We start from the raw sequence: 19,879 nt of genomic DNA on the forward strand, positions 1-19,879 counted from the left end.
ATTCACCCTCTGAGCGTCGCTATCAGCTTCCTCTCGTCGAGGAGCACGGCTATGGCGTCCCTGACGTCCTTCACAGCGATGTCGCTGGCGAGGAGGGCATCAATCGTTGCTCCCTCCGGCCCAACAACGCAGAAGGCCAGCTCTGCCCCCTCGAGCATGGCAACGTCGTTGTTTCCGTTCCCCACAGCCGCGTACGGGGCGTAGCCCCGGGCTATCTCCGCCTTCTCGGCACCGCTTGAAACCCTTTCTATCCGCACGGGAAGTCCCTTGAGCTCCTCCTCCAGCGTTCCGAACGTGTCGGCGCTGAGAACGACGACCGTGTACTTGTCGGCAAGCTTTGAGAGGAGCTCCTTAACCTCGTCGGGAACCCTCCCGTTCTCGCCCAGCGTGCCGTTCAGGTCAAAGAGAACGGCCCGCACCTCAACGTTGCCAAAGTTTGGTATCTCCATGTTCTTCACCATCGCGAATTTGGGTGTAAGGTTTTTAAGGCTTGGAGTCATATCCCCTTCGTCCAAGAGTCGTGAATTAAAGACCTGACTACCTGGAGGTAGAAGTCATGAACCTGCTCCAGCAGCGCCTTAGGGATCCGGAAGTGCTCGTCAGGCTCAACGCCTTCTTCCTGAGCTATTTCGGCTGGATAGCCTTCGGCGTTCTCTACGGCATCATCGGACGCTGGAGTGTGGACGTTACGCGGGAGTTTCTCAGACTTCCCCTCACCTCCAAGGACTTCGTCGTGGGGCTCGTGAACTTCACGAAGAGCATTCCTCCGCTCTACGGCCTCTTCACCCTGGTTTACTACCTTGGCTTCGCAGGTTCGATAGCGCTGATAGTGGCGTACCTCCTCCTGTACCTCCGGGACCTTGAGTCCTCCGACAGGCTGCTGGCCAGGTACCTGATGGCCTACGCCGTGGCCGGAGCCATCTACCTTGTTTTCCACATCTACGCCCCCCACATAGTTTACGATCTACCGGGCTACACCTCCGAAAACACCCTGCTCACGAGACAGGAGTTCGTCCTCCCCTCGCTTCACAATACCTTCATTATGATAAACATAATCACCCTCTGGAGGTACAGGAAGCGCCTCGGGGCGAGGGCCATAATCCTCGTGAACGCCCTCATTCCATTTGCTACGATCTTCCTGGGCCACCACTGGGTGTACGACGTTGTATCTGGCTTTGCGCTTGGAATATTCGTTTCTCGCATCTCCAGGGGCTGGAGCGCCCGGCTTTCGGACTGGATATACCGCCTGGAGGTTTCCTCCCTCCAGCGGGTGACCGTCTTTAACTTCCTCCTCGCCCTGATAGTCCTTATCCTGGCCGCGAATCCTGACAGGTGGGCCGAGCTGATCAGCGGCATCACCGCCCCCTGAGAAAAGCTTATAAATCCCCGTTCGGTTCCTTAGAACGGTGCCGGGGTAGCCTAGCTCGGCAGGGCGGCGGACTCGTAATCCGCAGGTCCCGGGTTCAAATCCCGGTCCCGGCTCCACAATTCTATCCAGTCCGATTCTGACGCTGGGGGTGGTACTTATATTCGAGGAAAAAGCGTCGTTGATAAAATACCTGCGGCTTTTAGACGAGATTGTTCACAAAACGTACGCTGAGACTGCTCTTCCCATAACGTCTTTCATCGTGGCCTTTGTAATCGCCAAGATGGACGGTGTTGATGACCCGGGCTTTTTCTCGAACCTGCTCGGCATATGGGCCCTTGTGGTGGTTGCGATTTCTCTGGTCGTCTTTGCGGGAATGTCGATATTTCCCGAAACCGGACACCGGCGTGATCCAGTGCTCTCCACTGTGGCCTTTGCTTGCACGATTTATGTCATCGCAGGGGTTCTACTGGGGACGAGGGATTTTAAGGTCCTAACATCGTGCCTTCTCCTCACGCTGGAGAGCATTTTATTCGATCGGGGTGTTCAGCTCAGGACAGTCCCTGTGGACAGGTTCGTTGAGGGTACGAAGGTCATCTCCGGTCTCCTGCTGATAATCGGTATTGTCGCCGGTATCGTTGTATTCCTCAAGCCCCCGTCATGATTTCGTCATTACCACGGCACCAACCCGCTCTCCACCGTGAGGGACACCCTTACCGGCCCGTCGTCCGAGTCGGGAAGCAGGACCAGGTACAGTGGGCCGTTTTTCGGAAACCTCCAGAGTCTCTCGAGGTTTCTTATTCTCTCCGCTTTGAGAAAGCAGAGAGAACCCTCACCTGATTTCAGCATGGCGATGCCGGTTCCATCTGTGATGCACACCGTCACCGGCTTGGTGGACTCTATCGAAAGGTATACCGTGCTCCACGAGTGACCTTTTATCTTGTAAACGTAGTACTCCCCGGGGTTGAGAGTCAGGTCCTCGTGAAACCTGTACGAGGCCCCCCACACCGCAGTCCCCAGGAGTATTATTACCACTATCACGGCAGAAAAGCCAAGGGCTTCAAGCTTTCTCAGCGTTGGGGGTCTCAACATTATCGTCGACATCTGTTCCCCCTGATATGTATTATCAGAATTCTATTTAAACATTGTGACTAGACGTTCCATTTTTTGGCACCCTTGTTACTGAAGTTTCCAGCGTTTGCCATTTTGATAAGTAGTTAATCCATAGGTATAAGCCTGGAAGAAATCCAAGATGTTGTGGTGAATCGAGGTGAAGTTTTGAAGGCCTCCCGACGAACTTTATAAGCTGGGGCTTTAATTTATGCACATGCGGCGCGAGCTGGAGGGCACGGTGCTGGCACTGATTGGGACCTTCATCTACGGCATCGAGCCCGTTGTCATAAAGTCCAACCCGACCAATCCAGTTGGCTTCGCCGCCCTCTCAGCCCTCATAGCCTCGCTCGTTTTGTGGACCGCGGCCCTCTGGGACGGCGGAATCCGGGAGTTGAGGGACGATCCCTCTGGAATAAAGCGTGCATTTCTCGTCGGCCTCTTTGGGACCGCTCTCGCGTACCTTGCCTACTCTTTCGGCACGAGAATGAGCACCGCCATAAACGCGGCCCTCCTTACCAGGAGTGAGGTGCTGTGGTCGTTCCTCCTCTCCTGGCTCTTTCTGGGGGAGAGGATAACAGCCCGCCTGATTGGCTACGCCCTCTTTCTCTTGGTCGGCCTGAGTCTCGTCATTACTCAGGGTCGCCCGGTTCAGCCAATGCCAGGGGACGCGCTTCTCCTGCTCGTGCCCCTCTTCTGGCAGATGGGTCATGTCATGGCCAAAGGACTGCCCTACCGTCCCACCATCATCGCCGCGCTCCGAAACACCTTCGGATTCCTCCTTCTTCTCCCCTTGGCCGCTGCAACGGGAATGGAGCCTTCTCCATTCATAGTGGTGGAGGGACTGGTGATAGCTTTCGGTCAGCTGGTGTGGTACAGAGCCATAAAACTCATCAACCTGTCGAAGGCCACCGCGATAATAACACCCGCCCCGGCGGTGGCAATGGCCGCAGGTGTTCTACTTGGCGAGCCTCTGACGGTATACCACCTGGTCGGCTTTGTCCTCATAACAGCCGGGACCCTCGGAGTGATAAAAGTTGAGAGCGCTAGAAGCGGAGGTAGGCCCTTATGAACCGCAGAACGTCCTTCGGCCCGAAGCGCCCCTCCCTGTTCGGGTCGTATATCATGCTCACTGGCACCTCCGCTATCCTTGCCCCCATCTTGGCCGCCTTCAGGAGCATCTCGGTCTCGACCTCGTAGCGGTTGCTCTCTATCTCCGGCAGGAACTCCCTCCGGAACGCCCTGAACCCGCTCTGAGTATCGTAGACGTGCCTCCTGAGCTTGAGTCTTATCAGCCTCGTCGTCAGTATGTTGCTCAGCCGCCTGTGGAGAGGTCTCTTTCCCCTCTCCTCGACCTTCCTCGCGCCTATCACCATGTCGGCCTCGCCCTTCACTATCGGCTCGACGAGCCTGGCTATGTCCTCCGGCTTGTGCTGGCCGTCGGCGTCCATGAACACCACTATCTCTCCCGTGCTCTCCTCGACACCCCGTTTCATCGCGCAGCCCTTGCCGCAGTTTCTCTCCAGCCGCACCGCCCTTATTCGCCCGTCCATCTCGGAGAGCCTTTTCGCCACCCGGTACGTACCGTCGCTCGAGCCATCGTCCACAACTATTACCTCGTCCACGAACTCCGGGATTCTCTCGAGCACTCCGGCTATTCGTCCCTCTTCATTGTATGCTGGAATCACGACGCTTACCCTCTTTCCACCGAGCATTCAATCAGCCTCGTCTAGTTTTTCGAGGGCCTTGCGGGCCTTCCTCTCAAAGTCCTCCTTGTCGAGGAACTCCCAGTAGTGCTCCTTTCCCGGGAACGCGCCGTTCTTTACCTCCTCGCGGTAGTTCTCGAGAGCGAGTCTTATCATGCCGCCTATGTCCGCGTACTTCTTGACGAACGGGGGAACCTCCTCATAGATTCCAAGGAGGTCGTGCCACACCAGAACCTGGCCATCGACCCAGGGGCCGGAGCCTATGCCTATCGTCGGTATCGAGACCTCCTCGGTCACCAGCCTGGCGACGTCGGCCAGTGTGAACTCCAGGACCACAGCAAAAGCACCGGCACGCTCCAGGGACTTTGCATCGCGCAGGATCTCCTCTATCTCCTCCTCGGTCTCGCCCATCAGCCTGTAGCCACCGAGGCGGAGGTAGCGCTGAGGGGTCAGGCCGGTGTGCCCCATCACAGGGATTCCCATTCTCACGAGCTTTCTGACGAGTTTCTCGTGGTCAGCTCCGCCCTCGATCTTGACGGCATCTGCCCCCGCCCTGATAAGCCGAAGGGCGTTTCTAAGGGCCTCGCCGGTGTCTATCTCGTAGCTCCCGAAGGGCATGTCAGCGAGAACGAGCGCCCTCTTCACCGCCCTGGAGACGGCCCGCGTGTGAAAGACCATCTGGTCCATCGAGACGTTGAGGGTGTTTTCTTCCCCGTAGACGACCATTCCGAGGGAATCACCCACGAAGATGATGTCGATGCCGGCCCTGTCTGCCAGGAGGGCCGAGGGGTAATCGTAAGCGGTCACCATCGTTATCTTTTCCCTTCCCTTCATCTCGATTATACGCCTTGGTGTTACCTCTCTCATTCTCCCCACCTCTCCCCATTTAGACGGCGGTCTAATTAACGGTTTCGATAGGGTTATATACCAACGTCGGTAATTACCTACAGGTGGTGGCATGGGCAAGGTCAAAACGAGCGTTTACGTCGATGAGGAGCTGTGGAGGGAGTTCAAGGAGCTGGCCCTCAGGGAGGGGAGCGAGGTCAGCAAGTTGCTGGAGGAGGCGCTGATGAACTACCTCATAAACGAGGTTCTGAGGGACATCGACGACTCCGAGGTTCCGCTGTGGTTCGAGCCCCTCAACGTGGGGGGAGAGAGGAGTGAAAAGCTCCTGAGGGAGATGAAAGATGACAGGGAAAAGCGTTTACTTGGACAGTAGCGCAATCCTGAAGAGGTACCTGAACGAAGAGGGAAGCGACGTCGTGAGGAAAGCCTTCAGGGACGCCTACAGGGGCGAGGTGAAGCTGGCCTTCAGCTTCTGGAACGTTGGGGAGGTGCTCGGTGTGTTCGACAAAAAGCTCAGACGTGGAGAGCTCAGTGAGGAAGACTTCAACTTCCTCAAAAAAGGCTTTCTGGCCGAGGTAAAGCGGTTCACGAGGTTGGGTGTCCTGGAGGTCGTTCCCGTCCATTCCCTGCTCCTCGCCGATGCGTGGGAGTTGATTGAAAGGCATCACCTGTACCAGGCCGACGCCCTGCAGATAGTGTCCGCAAAGTACGTGGAGGCTGAGAGCTTCTACACTGCAGATAGGAGGCTTCATGAAGCGGCGGTTAAGGAGGGTTTGAACTCAACACTCCTCGTGGGGTGAGCGAAATGAGGAAATGGGAGCACTACGAGCACACCGCCGACATAGGCGTTCGCGGGTTTGGGGAGAGCCTTGAGGAGGCCTTTGAGGCGGTAGCGCTGGGCCTCTTCGATGTAATGGTAGATGTCAGGAAGGTCGAGCCTAGGGAGTGCCGTGAGGTTGAGGTCGAGGAAGAGGACCTGGAGGCGCTCCTCTACTCCTTCCTCGAGGAGCTCCTGGTTCTTCACGACATGGAGGGCCTCGTATTTGGCGACGTCAAGGTCGAGATAGAGAAGACCGAAGGTGGTTACAAACTCAAGGCCAAGGCCTGCGGTGAGGTTCTGGACTACGAGAAGCACGGGCCGAAGGAGGAAGTGAAGGCGGTAACCTACCACGACATGAAGATCGAAAAACTGCCGGACGGACGGTGGCTTGTCCAGTTCGTTCCCGACCTGTGAGGTGGTCAGATGAGCGCGAGGGAAATGGTTAGGGAAACCAACCCCGAGTTCTACGAGCGCTACTCAAAGCTCGAAGACACCGACGAGTTCTGGGAGTTCTTGGTCAAACCGCTGAGGCAGAGCATACGGGTGAACACGCTGAAGGCTCCGCTTGATGTGGTCGTTGAGAGGCTGAGCGAGGAGTTCGAGCTCGAACCGATTCCCTGGGTGAGGGAGGGCTTCTTCATAAACGTGGATAACCTCGCGAAGGTTCCGGAGCACGGTCTCGGCCTAATCTTCGGCCAGGAGGCCAGCTCGATGATTCCGCCGGTGGTGCTTGAACCCAAACCCGGTGAGCTGGTCCTCGATATGGCCGCCGCACCCGGCTCAAAAACCGGCCAGATAGCCCAGTACATGGAGAACAGGGGTTGCATAATCGCCAACGACCCCAAGATAAGCAGGGCCAACGTCCTCATAGCCAACTTGAACAAGATGGGCGTTCTCAACACTCGCGTTACCACGAAGGACGGCGCCTACTTCGCCCGCTTCGAGAACACGTTTGATAGGGTTCTGCTCGACGCGCCGTGCTCCTCCATCGGAATGATAAGGAAGAGGCTGAAGTTCCTGGAAGAGTGGAGGCTCAGGGGCGTCATCAAGTACATGAACATTCAGAAGAGGCTTATCCTGGCCGCATACAGGGCGTTGAAGCCCGGCGGAACGCTCGTCTACTCAACCTGCACTATAGACCCGGTCGAGAACGAGGAGGTCGTCGATTACCTCCTCAGGAAGACGGACGCGATGCTCGAGCCGATAAAGCTTCCAGTTAAGACGAGTGAGCCGGTTCTCGAGTGGGAAGGGAGGGTCTATTCAGACGAGCTGAAGAAAGCCCTCAGAATACACCCGAACGACAACGACACGGAGGCGTTTTTCATAGCCAAAATCGTTAAACCGGGTGATGTGAAATGAGCAGCCCGAGGGACGAGGTTGGTAAGGTGAGCGATGCCGAACTCGTCAGGAGGCTTCTCATCGAAGGTTACGGCCACGCCCCGGACCTCGAGTACGAGATCAGGGGGCGCTATCACAAGGTCTACGCCTGGAAGCCCTGTGCCCTCGACGTCAGCGGGCCGGACAGGAACGGGGTGTACTTCGGCAGGATAGAAAGCGACGGGATAAGGCTCAGCATCGAGGGGGCCTTTCTCGTTGGACCCAAAGCGACGAAGAACGTCGTCGAGCTGGACGATGAGAGGGCCAAGCGCTACCTGGCCGGTGAGAGCGTCGAGATTGATGACAAAGACCTTCACGGCTGGGTCATCGTCAGGTGGCGCTCCTACTACCTTGGCTCTGCTAAGGCCAAGGAGGGGAGGCTGATAAACTACGTGCCGGGGGAGAGGAGGCTGAGGCTTGAGTAACAACTCCGTCCCTCGAAAGCTTAAAATAAATCTTAGGGTCACCTAAGGTGGAGGTGGGAGGATGGTGCCGCTGAAGAGGATAGATAAAATACGCTGGGAGATACCGAAGTTCGACAAGAGAATGCGCGTTCCGGGCAGGGTTTACGCTGACGACCAGCTCATCGAGAAGATGCGCGGTGACAGAACCCTCGAGCAGGCGGCCAACGTTGCCATGCTCCCCGGCATCTACAAGTACTCAATCGTCATGCCCGACGGTCACCAGGGCTACGGCTTCCCCATCGGTGGAGTGGCTGCCTTTGACGTGAAGGAGGGCGTCATAAGTCCCGGAGGAGTGGGATACGATGTCAACTGCCTTGCCCCTGGCTCAAAGGTGCTGACTGAGCATGGTTACTGGATTAGGGTAGAGGAGATGCCTGAAAAGTTCAGGCTCCAGGCGGTCAGGGTGTACGACATAGATGAGGGCCACAACGACTTCTCCGGCGTTGCCTTCGTGGCGGAGAGGGAAGTTGAGAAGAACGAACTTGCCGTCAGGATCGTGACGGAATCAGGGAAGGTTATAGAGGGAAGCGAGGACCACCCGGTCCTCACCCCGGAGGGCTACGTCTACCTCGGGAACATCAGGGAGGGCGACGAGGTTCTCGTTTACCCCTTCGAGGGCGTTGAGTTCGAGGAGAAAAGTGGGGTAATCCTCGATGAGGGTGACCTTGAGGGTGCGGACGCGCAGACGATCAGGTTCCTGAATGAGAGAAACCTCCTACCGCTCCACTGGGAGGACCCGAAGATCGGAACCCTCGCGAGAATACTCGGCTTCGCCTTCGGCGACGGCCACCTCGGCGAGATGGACGGCAGGCTCTACCTGAGCTTCTACGGGAAGGAGGAAACCCTCAGGGAGCTCAAGAAGGACCTTGAGAGGCTCGGCATCAACGCCAACCTCCACGTTCACGAGAGGGACTACCGCATCGAGACGGTGAGCGGGAAGTACGAGGGGAGGAGTGTTTCCGCGGAGCTCAGGGTGACGTCGAGGAGCTTTGCCCTCCTCATGGAGAGGCTCGGAATGCCGAGAGGAAGGAAGGCTGAAACTGCCTACTCCGTTCCAGGGTGGATCAAGGAAGCCCCGCTCTGGGTCAAGAGGAACTTCCTCGCCGGCCTCTTTGCTTCGGACGGAAGCGTCGTGGAGTTCAAGGGCAACACGCCCCTACCAATAAACCTCACCCAGTCGAAGGCCCGGGAGCTTGAGGAGAACCTCAGGGAGTTCATGGAAGAAATAGCCAGCCTCCTCGCCGAGTTCGGCGTTAAGACAACTGTTTACCCGGTGAAGTCGAGGAAGGGCGTTACCTACAGGCTCGCTCTCGTCGGGGAGGAGAGCATCAGGAACTTCCTTGGAAGGATAAACTACGAGTACGACCCCGAGAAGAAGGCAAAGGGGCTCGTGGCTTACGCTTACCTGAAGTTCAAGGAGCGCATTAAGGAGGAGAGGAGAAAAGCGGGCGAGACGGCAAGAAAGGTTTACAGGGAGACCGGAAGCGTCTCAAAGGCCTACGAGGCCGTCAAGGACGTGGTGAACAGGCGCTTCGTGGAGAGGGCCATCTACGAGGGCGAAAAGGAGCCCCGCGTTCCTAAGGACTTCCCGACCTTCGAGGAGTTCGCGAGGGAGAGGGGCTACGAAGGCGGCTTCGTCGCGGAGAGAGTCGTCAAAGTTGAACGGGTCAGGCCGGGCTACGACAGGTTCTACGACATCGGCGTTTACCACGACGCCCACAACTTCATAGCCAACGGCGTCGTGGTTCACAACTGCGGCGTCCGCTTAATCAGGACCAACCTCACCGAGAAGGAAGTAAGACCCCGCATCAAGGAGCTCGTGGACACGCTCTTCAAGAACGTGCCGAGCGGGCTTGGAAGCAAGGGACGCGTGAGGCTCCACTGGACCCAGCTCGACGATGTATTGGCGGACGGTGCCAAGTGGGCCGTCGACAACGGCTACGGCTGGAAGGAGGACCTGGAGCACCTGGAAGAAGGCGGCAGAATGGAGGGTGCAGACCCGAACGCGGTCAGCCAGAAGGCAAAGCAGCGCGGAGCGCCACAGCTCGGTTCCCTCGGCTCGGGGAACCACTTCCTGGAGGTTCAGGTGGTTGACAAAATCTTCGACGAGGAGATAGCGAAGGCCTACGGCCTCTTCGAGGGGCAGGTCGTGGTAATGGTTCACACCGGAAGCAGGGGCCTCGGCCACCAGGTGGCGAGCGATTACCTCAGGATAATGGAGAAGGCCAACAGGAAGTACGGGGTCCCGTGGCCCGACCGCGAGCTCGTCAGCGTTCCCTTCCAGACCGAGGAGGGGCAGCGCTATTTCAGCGCAATGAAGGCCGCTGCCAACTTCGCGTGGGCCAACAGGCAGATGATAACCCACTGGGTCAGGGAGAGCTTTGAGGAGGTCTTCAAGAGGAAAGCGGAGGACATGGAGATGCATATTGTCTACGACGTGGCCCACAACATAGCCAAGGTCGAGGAGCACGAGGTCGACGGAAAGAAGGTAAAAGTCGTCGTCCACAGAAAGGGAGCGACGAGGGCCTTCCCGGCCGGCCACCCCGACGTGCCGAGGGCCTACCGTGACGTCGGCCAGCCGGTTCTGATTCCTGGCTCGATGGGGACGGCAAGCTACGTCCTGGCTGGAGCTGAGGGCTCGATGAGGGAGACGTTCGGCAGCTCGTGCCACGGCGCCGGCAGGCTGCTCAGCAGGAAGGCTGCAACCAGGCAGTACCGCGGCGACAGGCTGAGGAACGAGCTCGCAAGGCGGGGAATCTACGTCAGAGCTGCATCGCTCAGGGTCGTTGCGGAGGAGGCTCCCGGTGCCTACAAGAGCGTGGACAACGTCGTCAATGTGGTCCACCAGGCTGGAATAGCAAAGCTCGTCGCGAGAATGCGCCCGATGGGCGTCGCCAAGGGCTGATGCCCGCTCTCTTTTTTCAGCATGCATAAAAATATAAAACGGTTCAGTTGAGGTCACCGGTCAGGAACCTGGCGTAGGCGATGGCAAAGGGAAGGAGGAGCATAACCAAGAGCATCGCCAGGCTGTTGAAGCCGTAGAGCAGGACGTCGCTCATCGGTATGTAGTAGTTCACGAACCTGTCGCCCCCGAAGATGTACTGGACGAGCTGGACGTAGTGGTGGGCTGGATTTATCGCGTGTAGCCTGCTCGTCCAGACCTCCAGCTCTTCCTGCCAGAGCTGGTGAGCGGTAGTGCCCCAGGGAGGTTCGGGGCCGACTATTCTCTGCGCGACTACACCGGCCACTATCCCGTAAAAGACCGTAAGGAATATCGCCAGCCCCACCGCGGCCAGCATTGAGGTTTCGGGCTTCTTGGAGAGGGTGGAGAGGAGTAGGCCCACCGAGAGGAAGACGAGGGTGTAGAGTATGGTGACCGCCATGGCCGCAAAGCCCCTGACCAGGGAATCTGCGTCCAGTGGGAGGCCTAGCATCAGCATTACCGCCACCATGGCCACGTAAGCCACCAGGTTCGTTACAGCCACCAGTGTCGCCATTCCGAGGAACTTGCCGTTTATGACCTCGTCCCTGTAAACCGGGTGGCCGAGGAGGACCTTCATCGTGCCGCTCTCGATTTCCCTGTTCACCGCGTCTGCCCCGAGGGCCGCCCCCAGAACCGCGCCGAGGACGGTGATTATCATCATGTTCACTGTAAAGAGCACGGCCAGGGGGGTCGTGTATATCTCCCCCGTGACCCCCCAGACGGTGAAGCTGTTGCTCTCGACGGTCGGAACCCCCAGTTGGACCAGGTAATCCTTGGTCCCGTAGACGGCGAGGCCGAAGATGATTAGGTAGGTAGCCACTATCACCGTGAACCTCCTGCTCTTGACGGCGGTGTAGAGTTCCTTGAGGGCTATGTTCCAGGCGGGGTTCATCTCCTGCCGACCCTCCTCATGAGCCAGAACACTATTCCGAACGCGACCACGAGGAGCAGGACGCCGATGTAGGCACTGCTTGAGCTTTGGGTGACCCTAACGGTGACGACGGTCTCGGCCATCGCCTGGTCACCTGCGGCGCTGACCCTGATGGTGTACGTCCCGGCAGGGGCGGATTTCGGAACCCTTATCCGTAACTCAACGCTCTGGCCCCCGCTGACCCAGACGTTGCCGCCCTGTTGCATGACCCCGAGCCTTGGAATCGTGTCCGGGACCACCTCAACCTCCCAGCCGTTTGGAGCCTGGACCGAGAACTTGACGTTGGTGACGGTTCCGGACGCCTCCACCCATATCGTCGTCGCGGTGGAGCCGCCGGCCTTAACCGTCAGGGAGGGGTAATCGGGGGTGAGGGACAGGGTGGCAGGATTCTCGACCCTGATCGTCAGGGGGAGTTCAACGCTGGTTCCCTTTCCAGACACGATGACCTTCGCCTCCAGCTCCCCCGACTCGACGTTGAAGGGCGGTATTATGACGAGGTACGCGTTCACGCTTTGGCCTGGCTGGGCTTTCAAACTCCCAACGGGGATCGTCCCCTGCGGGTCCTGGCTGAGAACGTAGCTCCAGCCGTCGGGAAGGCCCGTAACCTTTACCCCGTACTCGTCCTCGCGGGAGCCGAGGTTCCTGATGGTGATTGCCACGTCCCCTGAAGAACCCGGTCCGGCGGTTATAACGTCGCTCTCCAGGGCAGCCTCGAAGTAGTAATCGGCCCGGTTCAGGGTTACGGTGATGCTCTTCTCCTCGCCGTCGAGTAGCTTTATCCTCTCTTCCACGGGAGTGCAGCCATTCGCGCCTGCGGTGAGGGTGTATGTTCCGGGCTTCAGCTCGAAGACGGCTCCCCTTCCAGCGGGGGCCGTGACGTTCCTGCCCCCGATTGAGACCCAGCCCTCCAGCGGGTTGCCGGAGTCGTCCACCAGGAGGACGGTCAGCCTGGCCGGCTGGCCAAGGTAGGTTTTGTAGACGTAGACATCAAGGCCGTGCTTTTTTCCGTTGATGAAGAACTCCACCCTGTGGTTTCCGAGGGTCGCGTTCCTCGGGATCTCCACCACGAGGCTAGCGGTGAAGCTTCCCGCCACCTCGAAGCTCCTGAGCCTGTACTGGCCGTCGGTGAGATAGAGGCTCCAGCCGCTCTCCAGCTCCCCGGGCCGGAACTCCACGGTGCCGGTGCCGGTGAAGGTTAGGGGAACGGTCAAACTCTCCCCGGCCTCGGCCTCAACCCCGGTGTACGGGAGGGAAACCTCCACCCCCGAAAGCTCAACTTCAAGGCTTCCGGTGACGTTTCCAACCGCGAAGGTGATTGTTCCGCTTCCCGATGGTTCAACGTGGAGGGTGACCGTTATTGATCCACCAGCAGGGAGGGTTATCTCCTTCACCTCTACCCCGCCGTACAGAAAGCCCGCCTTCCAGCCATCTGGAATCGAGAGAACCTTTAGAGGCAGCGTCACGTCGGAGATAGAGGAGCTGGTTATGGTTATCGGGACGTCCACGGGACCAGTGGTTCTGACCTTCTGGTATGGGTAGAAGAGGGAGTACGCAGGTGCGATGGCTTCTGAGGCCGGCTGCGCGGCGTAGACTTTAATCTCCTTTCCATCGTACTCGAGGGCTATCAAATCCACGACGGCGGTGCCGTTGATTTCCAGAGTTCTGGAGACGCCATTGACCGAGACGTCCACGGTTCTTTCCCCAACTGCGGTTACCTCAACTACGTTGCCGTTGAAAGTTGCCCTAGCCCCGGCCTCTGGCTCCAGGGCCGTCACGAAGTCGGGCTTCACCGAGACGACCACAAACCCGCCCTCTGCGGTGTAGCTGCCCAGTATGACCCTTAGACCGTCGCGCCCTATCTCCGTTCCGAAGGCGAAGGGCTTGAGCTCCACTATCCTGCTCCCGTTGCGGAGCATGAGGTAGTAGCTCCCATCTGCCGCCTGAACGACAGTGAGGGTGTAGTTTCCCACCTCAAGCGCCTGGCCTGGCGAGAGTCTGCCCTCGAAAACGGTGACGTAGGGCTGTGCCAGCGCTGGGGAGACCAGAACCATAAGCGCAAGAACAACCGGGATAATCCTCTTCACTCCTCCTCCCTCCTGTAAATAGCCTTCAGGAAGACGTCCTCCAGGCTTGGCTCCTCCATCTCGAGGCTGAGTATCGTAACGCCCCTTGACGAGAGGTGCCTTGACAGCCATTCCCTAACATCGGTTCGCGCGAAGATGATGGCCCTGTTGGGTGCGAGGCGCTCCACGCGGGTTATTGAATCGTGCTCCAGTTCGGGAAGGGGCTCCTTGGTTTCTATCTTTATCTCGTACCCTTCGAGCTCCATAAAGCGCTTCTTTATCTCCGAAACTGGCCCAATGGCCTTGAGCCTTCCACGAACGATGATACCCACCCTGTCGCTCAGCTCCTCCACTTCGCTGAGAACGTGGCTGGAGAAGAAGACCGTCCTGCCCTCCCGCTTGTACTCCCTTATTATGTTCTTGACGAGTATTGCCCCCTCCGGATCCAGACCGCTCGTCGGCTCGTCCAGGATAAGCAGTTCTGGGTCGTTGATGAGGGTCTGGGCTATTAAAAGCCTCTGCTTCATTCCCTTCGAGAAGGTCTTGGCCTTTCTGTAGCGAACCTCCCAGAGGCCGACCATCTTGAGTAGCTCGGTTATTCTCTTCTCCTTCTCCGCGTTGCTGAGGCGGTAGAAGTTCGCGAAGAACTCGAGGTTCTTCCATGCCGTCAGCTCGCCGTAGATGGTGGCGTTCTCTGGCAGATAGCCGATGCGCTCTTTTATTCCCAGGGGGTCCTTTAAGAGATCCCTCCCGAGTATCTCCACTCTGCCGGAGTCGGGAATTATTATGCCGAGCATGCTGAGTATGGTGGTGGTCTTCCCGGCGCCGTTGGGCCCGAGGAATCCGAAGACCTCACCCTCGAGAACCTCGAAGCTCAGCCCATCGACGGCCCGGAAGTTTCCGTACGACTTTCTGAGGTTCTCCACCAGTATCGCGCTAGTGGGCATATCGGGCACCCCTGATGAAAGTAAAATCCTGCTAATTTCGAGTGTAGTTGGGGGTCAGGGTTTTAAACTTTACTGCCCCAGCCATAGTGGAGGGATAGGAATGGGTGAGCTGACTCACGTGGACGACAGAGGCGTCAAGATGGTCGAGGTGGGCCATAAGGGGGAGGTCTTCAGGAAGGCAGTCGCCAAGGGCAGAATAAGGCTCAGGCCGGAGACGATAGAGCTCATCAAGGCCGGAAAGACGAGGAAAGGGAACGTCATAGCGGCGGCCCAGATAGCCGGCATCTTAGCCGTGAAGAAAACCCCCGAGCTGATTCCCCTCTGCCACCCCATACCTCTAACAGGGGTTGACATAACCTTCGAGTTCGGCGAGGACTACATAGAAGCCACCTGCGAGGTCCGCGCGACGTACAAGACGGGCGTCGAGATGGAGGCTCTCACCGGCGTCACCGTTGCGCTCCTGACCATCTGGGACATGGTGAAGGCTGTCGAGAAGGACGAGAACGGCCAGTACCCGTTTACGAGGATAGAGGATATCCGCGTTGTGGAAAAGGTCAAGGGTCAGTTCGAGCAGTAGTCCAGCACGAAATACTGAATCAGCTTTACCACACCTTCGAGGGGAAACCCGAGGAATAACAGCAGGAAGCTGGCCAGCGGGTTGTCCCCGAACATCTTTGCCACACCGATTCCTATGCCCAGCCATATCGCAATGGCGGGAAGTTCAACCTGCAGACGGAAGCCCAGGGAAATCTCGCGGAGAAGAAACCTCTTGAGTCCGTTCTCGTCCCGGATAAGGTAGAGGTTTCCACTCTGCCAGCCCCGTCCGACTGCCCTTTTTTCTCCCCTCGCGACGTACGTTTTCCTTCCGAACTTCAGGACGTAGACGTTCTCTCCGTAGCTGGACGCGAGAAAGGACTCAACGGCAAGCTCCCTGTCCACGTCCTCTGATAGCTCCGACACGTGGAAGCCCTTCCTTCGGAATCCCTCGATGATCCTCTCCCTCTCGAACTTGCTGAGGTCAAGCACCTTGACGCGGCAACAGGGGTCTAGGAGCCTCTCGAAGAACACCGCCTTACCCCGATAGATAGTATTGAGCTAAACACTTATAAACGTTTTTCTTTGAGGTAACTTTTTTAGCGGGTCCGCCTTCACTTAAGCGATGGCGCTCAAGCTCAACCCCGAGGCTAAGGTGATATACCGCTCAATCCGCGAGGAGATAAAGAAACGGCTAGTCCTTCCTGGGAGCTCCCCAATCCTCGATGATTTTGAGCCGGTCTCAAGCCTAGACGAGATTCTCAAGAGGCAGGCTTATCTCCGCGAGAACCTCCCCAGGGTTGGCTCCGAACTGAGGGGGCACCTGAAGAGGATTAAGCCCATCAAGTTCCGCCGCGACTACCTCCACGACAGGATTCTAATAGTCGATGAGGAGGAGCTCACTCGCGCCCGGGAACTCGGTCTCTGCGAGGTCTCCGCGAACCCTGAGGATTCGGAGGGCTATCCCCTCGTGCTCAGCACCGTCGGCTACGGCATTGACGTTGAGCCCGTCCCCTCGCAGGTTGCACCGGAGCTGTACATCATGCCCCTCTGGGAGAACAGGGAGACTCTCGAAGCGCTGGCCGAGATAGGCGAACTGACCGGCCGGAAGAGCGTCGCCCCCCGGATTCTTGAGGCACTGCGGAAACTTGGCGAAGTCATGGAAAGGCGAAAGCTCCTCGATAGCCTTGAGGAGCTAATAGCCGAGAGGGAGCTCGAGCTGAACGAGCAGATTGAGGAGAAGCTGGAGAAGTTCAGCCTCACCTTGAGCGGGAAGGAGTTGCTCGAGTTCCTCAGCCAGTTGAAGGCCGGGAACTACGAGACCATATTCCGCCACTTCGGAGAGGTCGAGGGCGAGATTCTCGATCTGATAAACGAGGCCGAGAAAGAACTCAGTGAGAGTCTCGGTATCACGGTGGAGCTCTTCTCCCGCGAGGAGCTTTATCCGGTAACCGTCCCTCCCGAGAGGGTCGAGATGCTCCGTGAGGAGCTGGAGAGGGAGCTCAAGGTCGAGCTTTACCTCAGGAGCAGGGAGGTCCTTGAGGAGATTAGGCCCCTGCTACCGAGACTCAGGGAGGAGCTGGAGCGGGTTCACGAGCTGGACTTCCTGCTGGCCGTGAAGGAGTTCACCGCTGGATTCACCTTCCCGGAACCGTGGGAGGGGGGATTGGCCTTCATCAACGGCCGGCACCTCTTCATCGAGAACCCTCAGCCGGTCAGCTACGTCGTCGGGAAGAGGCCTGAGGGTTTCAGCGTGCCCGGCTCGGAGAACGTCCGCGACGAGGGAATCGTGATCCTCACCGGTGCCAACAGCGGCGGTAAGACGAGTCTTCTGGAGCTTATCACCCAGATTGAAGTTCTGTTCCACATGGGGCTCCCGGTTCCTGCTGAGAGGGCCTGGGTCGAGCCCCTCGATGAGCTGTTTTTCTTCAAGCGGAAGAGGAGCGCCTACGGTGCCGGGGCGTTTGAGACTGCCTTACGCTCCTTCGTCCGTGCCCTGAAAAGCGAAGGGAAAAAACTGATACTCATCGACGAGTTCGAGGCCATAACCGAGCCGGGTGCCGCTGTCAAGATAATCGGCGAACTCCTCAAAATAGCCCACGAGAAGGGCTTCTACGTTGTCATAGTGTCGCACCTCGGCGAGGACCTCAGGAAAGAGCTCCCCTTCGCGAGGGTCGATGGAATAGAGGCGAGGGGTTTGGACGAGAGGCTCAACCTCATCGTCGACAGGCAGCCTGTCTTTGGAAAGCTCGGCAGGAGCACGCCGGAGCTAATAGTTGAGAGCCTCGCGAGGAAAAAGCGCGGGAAGGAGAGGGAGATTTTCGAGAGGGTTCTACGGGCTTTCAGGCAGGAGTGAGTTCTGCACTCGTCCCTGCGCGGTGACGGAATGCACGCATATCGTCCTCACGTGGGGACAAGGTTTATAAAGAAACGACGCGCAGGGGATATCATGGAGGACAGAATATTAACTTCCCTGGTAGCAACGAGCCGGCGGTTGATGGCGTGGGCGAAAAAATTTCCAAAGAAGCGCTTTCTTTACCCGGAACTAAAAAGGATAGACGAGGAATACTACGTCGGCATCAAGGGACTTCGGGGCGTTGGCAAAACGGTTCTAATGCTCCAGCTTGCCATGGAAACGGAGAAGAGCATATATTTCTCTGCGGATTCCACGCTTATAAAGCCCTTCTCCCTCTACGAGGTTGTCAAGGCTCTCTCCAGCCTCGGATACAGGAACGTCTTCATAGACGAAATCCATAGAAAACCCGATTGGGCGGAAGACGTAAAAACTCTGTACGACGAGCATGAAGTCAGGATATTCTTTTCAGGGTCATCTGCCGTTGATATCCTTCACTCCGGAGCGGACCTGTCCCGTAGGGTCGTGCTGAAGGAACTGCCGCCGGCATCGTTTAGGGAGTGGCTGAACATTCGAAAGGGTATGGATATCCCCGTCCACTCAATGGAAGAAGTGATTTCCAGACCGTTTGACATGACAGAGATGTACATGGAACTTCACGCCCTCTGGACGGAGTACATGGAGAGGGGTGGTGTCCTCTACCCGGAGAGCGGGTTCTACGATGCCCTCGAAAACTCCATCAGAAAGGTTATACTCGAGGACCTATCCGCGCTGAGGGAAATCAGCGTGAAGTACGAGACAGATGCATACCGCCTGCTCTATCTCGTGGCTAAATCTGCTCCCTTTGAGGTGAATTATTCCTCAATAGCCAAGGGGCTGGGCGTCTCAAAGAACATGGCCATAAGGCTCGTTGAGGACCTCTCCAAGGCAGGTTTGCTATACACCCTCCAGCCCTGCGGTAGCGTAAGAAAGGAGCCAAAGCTCTACCTTACAGTTCCACTCAGAATGTTCTTTGCCAAAAAGGGCTTCAGCATTCACCTGGGTGCCTTGAGGGAGGAGTTCTTCGTGAACCACGTGAGGTGGATCTCCCAGCCGTGCTACCTAAAGGGAAAGCGGGGTGAAAAAACCGCGGACTTTAAAGTTGGAGACTGGATAATAGAAGTTGGTGGTGAGAAGAAGAGGAGATATCAGAGGCCGGATTACATAGCCGTGGACGGACTGCTGACCGGAAACGGCAGGATTCCGCTCTTCCTTTTTGGCTTGATATATTGAACTTACCCGACCCAGCTCCTCTCCCTGTACCTGCCGCGGCTCTCGATTTCTTCTATCTTGGCTTTGACTTCCTCTGCCTTCTCCCTGCCCCTGATCTCAGCATAACCCTCTAGAACCGCCTCAAACCCCTCCTCGAACCACGTGTAGTGCGTGCTCTCCATGGCCCTCTTGAGGAGATGCAGATCGACGCCCTGGGCCTCCAGGGTGGGGTCGAAGTCGGCCAGGCCGAAGTCTATCAGGTAAATCCTTCCTCCGCGGAGTATCATGTTGCTCGTCGTTAAGTCACCGTGGACTATCCCCGCCTCGTGGAGCATTCCAATCTGCCTCCCGATTTCACGGCAGAGGGAGAGCCTCTCCTCCATGGGAACCTCTTCGAGGTGCTCCTTCAGTCTCTTCCCGTCGATGTACTCCATTGCGATTACCATGTCCCTCAGATTGACCTCGTAAACGTGGGGGCAGTTCACGCCGAAGTCCTTGGCGCGGTGGAGAACCCTGGCTTCCCTCACCGTCCTCTCCTTCCTCAGCTTTTCATCTATCTCCCTTATCCGGTAGCGCTTCGGAATCCTGTGCTTGACGATGACCATCTCCCCGGGAATTAGCTCGGCTCCAAAGTACTCTCCGAATCCAGCCAGGTATATCTTGGCCTCGGCCCCCTGCTTTATCAGCTCCATGAAATCACCCCGCGTTCAGTGAAAGGTCCTCGATCAGCCGGCGATAATCTCTAACCACAACCCTCATCTCAACGACGTTCTCCATTTTGATGACCAGAATTCCCGCGTTATCCCGTACAACTAAAACGGCCTTATCAACGTTTCCCTCGCCGAGAATTCTGCGCGCGTATTGGAGCTTTTTGGTGTTAGGTTCTAACATATCATCGAGAAGGGAAGCGGCGTTGTCAACGTCTACACTCACGACGCCGTAGTCCTCTATGACGTCAAGAATGCTCAGGGCTTTCTCTGGGGTCAACGGGTATATCACGGGTTCCATCGCTCCCACCAGCGGTGCCTTGGTTCTCAAGGTTTTAGCCCTTTCCTCCGCATCTTCGGTCGGTTCCTGTCTATTGTTCAAATTTATCAGGATTTTTTGAAATTTTTGAACAAAAACTTT

General features: G+C 57.4%; 22 protein-coding genes and 1 tRNA gene. 13 read left to right on the plus strand and 10 right to left on the minus strand.

The window, feature by feature from the left end; all coding sequences use genetic code 11:
• Positions 1 to 2: 2 nt before the first annotated feature.
• Entirely contained in the window at positions 3 to 449 is a 447-nt protein-coding gene (locus E3E27_RS02275; protein WP_167773709.1) for an HAD family hydrolase, read from the minus strand.
• A 107-nt stretch (positions 450 to 556) separates the two neighbouring features.
• On the opposite strand from E3E27_RS02275, the gene E3E27_RS02280 reads away from it, so the two are divergent.
• The 3 genes from E3E27_RS02280 to E3E27_RS02290 all read left to right on the plus strand — a co-directional run bounded on the left by E3E27_RS02280 (position 557) and on the right by E3E27_RS02290 (position 2,030).
• Positions 557 to 1,369, plus strand: coding sequence for a phosphatase PAP2 family protein (locus tag E3E27_RS02280; RefSeq protein ID WP_167773291.1), 813 nt, complete (start codon positions 557 to 559; stop codon positions 1,367 to 1,369).
• A gap of 39 nt (positions 1,370 to 1,408) precedes the next feature.
• Positions 1,409 to 1,485, plus strand: a tRNA-Thr gene (locus E3E27_RS02285).
• Positions 1,486 to 1,628: 143 nt separating this feature from the next.
• Positions 1,629 to 2,030 carry a hypothetical protein gene (locus E3E27_RS02290; RefSeq protein WP_167773292.1) on the plus strand — a complete coding sequence of 134 codons (402 nt, stop codon included), beginning with the start codon at positions 1,629 to 1,631 and terminating at the stop codon, positions 2,028 to 2,030.
• Positions 2,031 to 2,038: 8 nt separating this feature from the next.
• Here E3E27_RS02290 and E3E27_RS02295 read toward each other — a convergent pair whose 3' ends face one another.
• Positions 2,039 to 2,470 carry a hypothetical protein gene (locus E3E27_RS02295; protein WP_167773293.1) on the minus strand — a complete coding sequence of 144 codons (432 nt, stop codon included), beginning with the start codon at positions 2,468 to 2,470 and terminating at the stop codon, positions 2,039 to 2,041.
• Positions 2,471 to 2,693: 223 nt separating this feature from the next.
• Between E3E27_RS02295 and E3E27_RS02300 the strand changes: the two genes are divergently transcribed.
• Complete coding sequence (locus tag E3E27_RS02300; protein ID WP_167773294.1) at positions 2,694 to 3,548, plus strand: DMT family transporter; 855 nt, start codon at positions 2,694 to 2,696, stop codon at positions 3,546 to 3,548.
• Here the strand turns inward: E3E27_RS02300 and E3E27_RS02305 are convergent.
• Both E3E27_RS02305 and panB read right to left on the minus strand, forming a co-directional pair.
• Complete coding sequence (locus E3E27_RS02305; protein ID WP_167773295.1) at positions 3,523 to 4,191, minus strand: glycosyltransferase family 2 protein; 669 nt, start codon at positions 4,189 to 4,191, stop codon at positions 3,523 to 3,525. The two genes, E3E27_RS02300 and E3E27_RS02305, sit on opposite strands and share 26 nt — an antisense overlap.
• The gene (gene panB, locus E3E27_RS02310; RefSeq protein ID WP_014789797.1) at positions 4,192 to 5,049 is read right to left on the minus strand and encodes a 3-methyl-2-oxobutanoate hydroxymethyltransferase; all 858 of its coding nucleotides are present in this window, start codon (positions 5,047 to 5,049) and stop codon (positions 4,192 to 4,194) included.
• Between the two features lie 91 nt (positions 5,050 to 5,140).
• On the opposite strand from panB, the gene E3E27_RS02315 reads away from it, so the two are divergent.
• The 6 genes from E3E27_RS02315 (at position 5,141) to E3E27_RS02340 (ending at position 10,594) form a co-directional block, all read left to right on the plus strand.
• Entirely contained in the window at positions 5,141 to 5,401 is a 261-nt protein-coding gene (locus E3E27_RS02315; protein WP_167773296.1) for a ribbon-helix-helix protein, CopG family, read from the plus strand.
• The gene (locus tag E3E27_RS02320) at positions 5,370 to 5,828 is read left to right on the plus strand and encodes a type II toxin-antitoxin system VapC family toxin (protein WP_167773297.1); all 459 of its coding nucleotides are present in this window, start codon (positions 5,370 to 5,372) and stop codon (positions 5,826 to 5,828) included. The genes E3E27_RS02315 and E3E27_RS02320 overlap by 32 nt, the downstream gene beginning before the upstream one ends.
• Before the next feature lie 5 nt (positions 5,829 to 5,833).
• A complete protein-coding gene (locus E3E27_RS02325) occupies positions 5,834 to 6,262 on the plus strand; it encodes an archease (RefSeq protein WP_167773298.1) in 429 nt (142 codons plus the stop codon).
• A gap of 9 nt (positions 6,263 to 6,271) precedes the next feature.
• A complete protein-coding gene (locus E3E27_RS02330) occupies positions 6,272 to 7,207 on the plus strand; it encodes a tRNA (cytosine(49)-C(5))-methyltransferase (protein WP_167773299.1) in 936 nt (311 codons plus the stop codon).
• Positions 7,204 to 7,650 carry a hypothetical protein gene (locus E3E27_RS02335; RefSeq protein ID WP_167773300.1) on the plus strand — a complete coding sequence of 149 codons (447 nt, stop codon included), beginning with the start codon at positions 7,204 to 7,206 and terminating at the stop codon, positions 7,648 to 7,650. The genes E3E27_RS02330 and E3E27_RS02335 overlap by 4 nt, the downstream gene beginning before the upstream one ends.
• A 61-nt stretch (positions 7,651 to 7,711) precedes the next feature.
• The gene (locus E3E27_RS02340) at positions 7,712 to 10,594 is read left to right on the plus strand and encodes an intein-containing RctB family protein (RefSeq protein WP_167773301.1); all 2,883 of its coding nucleotides are present in this window, start codon (positions 7,712 to 7,714) and stop codon (positions 10,592 to 10,594) included.
• A gap of 43 nt (positions 10,595 to 10,637) precedes the next feature.
• Here E3E27_RS02340 and E3E27_RS02345 read toward each other — a convergent pair whose 3' ends face one another.
• The 3 genes from E3E27_RS02345 to E3E27_RS02355 are packed head-to-tail and all read right to left on the minus strand — an operon-like array spanning position 10,638 to position 14,613.
• A complete protein-coding gene (locus tag E3E27_RS02345) occupies positions 10,638 to 11,564 on the minus strand; it encodes an ABC transporter permease (RefSeq protein WP_167773302.1) in 927 nt (308 codons plus the stop codon).
• Positions 11,561 to 13,687, minus strand: a complete 2,127-nt coding sequence (locus E3E27_RS02350; RefSeq protein WP_167773303.1) for an NEW3 domain-containing protein — start codon at positions 13,685 to 13,687, stop codon at positions 11,561 to 11,563. Before E3E27_RS02350 ends, E3E27_RS02345 begins: the two co-directional genes overlap by 4 nt.
• On the minus strand, positions 13,684 to 14,613 hold the full coding sequence (locus E3E27_RS02355) for an ABC transporter ATP-binding protein (RefSeq protein ID WP_167773304.1): 930 nt from the start codon (positions 14,611 to 14,613) through the stop codon (positions 13,684 to 13,686). The genes E3E27_RS02350 and E3E27_RS02355 overlap by 4 nt, the downstream gene beginning before the upstream one ends.
• Before the next feature lie 100 nt (positions 14,614 to 14,713).
• On the opposite strand from E3E27_RS02355, the gene moaC reads away from it, so the two are divergent.
• Positions 14,714 to 15,190, plus strand: a complete 477-nt coding sequence (gene moaC, locus E3E27_RS02360) for a cyclic pyranopterin monophosphate synthase MoaC (protein WP_167773305.1) — start codon at positions 14,714 to 14,716, stop codon at positions 15,188 to 15,190.
• Here the strand turns inward: moaC and E3E27_RS02365 are convergent.
• Positions 15,175 to 15,681, minus strand: coding sequence for a hypothetical protein (locus E3E27_RS02365; RefSeq protein ID WP_167773306.1), 507 nt, complete (start codon positions 15,679 to 15,681; stop codon positions 15,175 to 15,177). The genes moaC and E3E27_RS02365 overlap by 16 nt on opposite strands.
• 91 nt (positions 15,682 to 15,772) lie before the next feature.
• On the opposite strand from E3E27_RS02365, the gene E3E27_RS02370 reads away from it, so the two are divergent.
• The gene (locus E3E27_RS02370) at positions 15,773 to 17,503 is read left to right on the plus strand and encodes an endonuclease MutS2 (RefSeq protein ID WP_167773307.1); all 1,731 of its coding nucleotides are present in this window, start codon (positions 15,773 to 15,775) and stop codon (positions 17,501 to 17,503) included.
• A gap of 93 nt (positions 17,504 to 17,596) precedes the next feature.
• A complete protein-coding gene (locus E3E27_RS02375) occupies positions 17,597 to 18,772 on the plus strand; it encodes an ATP-binding protein (RefSeq protein WP_014789811.1) in 1,176 nt (391 codons plus the stop codon).
• 2 nt (positions 18,773 to 18,774) lie between these two features.
• Here the strand turns inward: E3E27_RS02375 and E3E27_RS02380 are convergent, their stop codons facing one another.
• Together E3E27_RS02380 and E3E27_RS02385 are read right to left on the minus strand one after the other, a co-directional pair.
• Entirely contained in the window at positions 18,775 to 19,443 is a 669-nt protein-coding gene (locus tag E3E27_RS02380; RefSeq protein WP_167773308.1) for a Kae1-associated kinase Bud32, read from the minus strand.
• A gap of 4 nt (positions 19,444 to 19,447) precedes the next feature.
• On the minus strand, positions 19,448 to 19,759 hold the full coding sequence (locus tag E3E27_RS02385) for a hypothetical protein (RefSeq protein WP_167773710.1): 312 nt from the start codon (positions 19,757 to 19,759) through the stop codon (positions 19,448 to 19,450).
• Positions 19,760 to 19,879: the final 120 nt, after the last annotated feature.

This window comes from Thermococcus sp. MV11 (assembly GCF_012027285.1).
GTDB lineage: Archaea > Methanobacteriota_B > Thermococci > Thermococcales > Thermococcaceae > Thermococcus > Thermococcus cleftensis.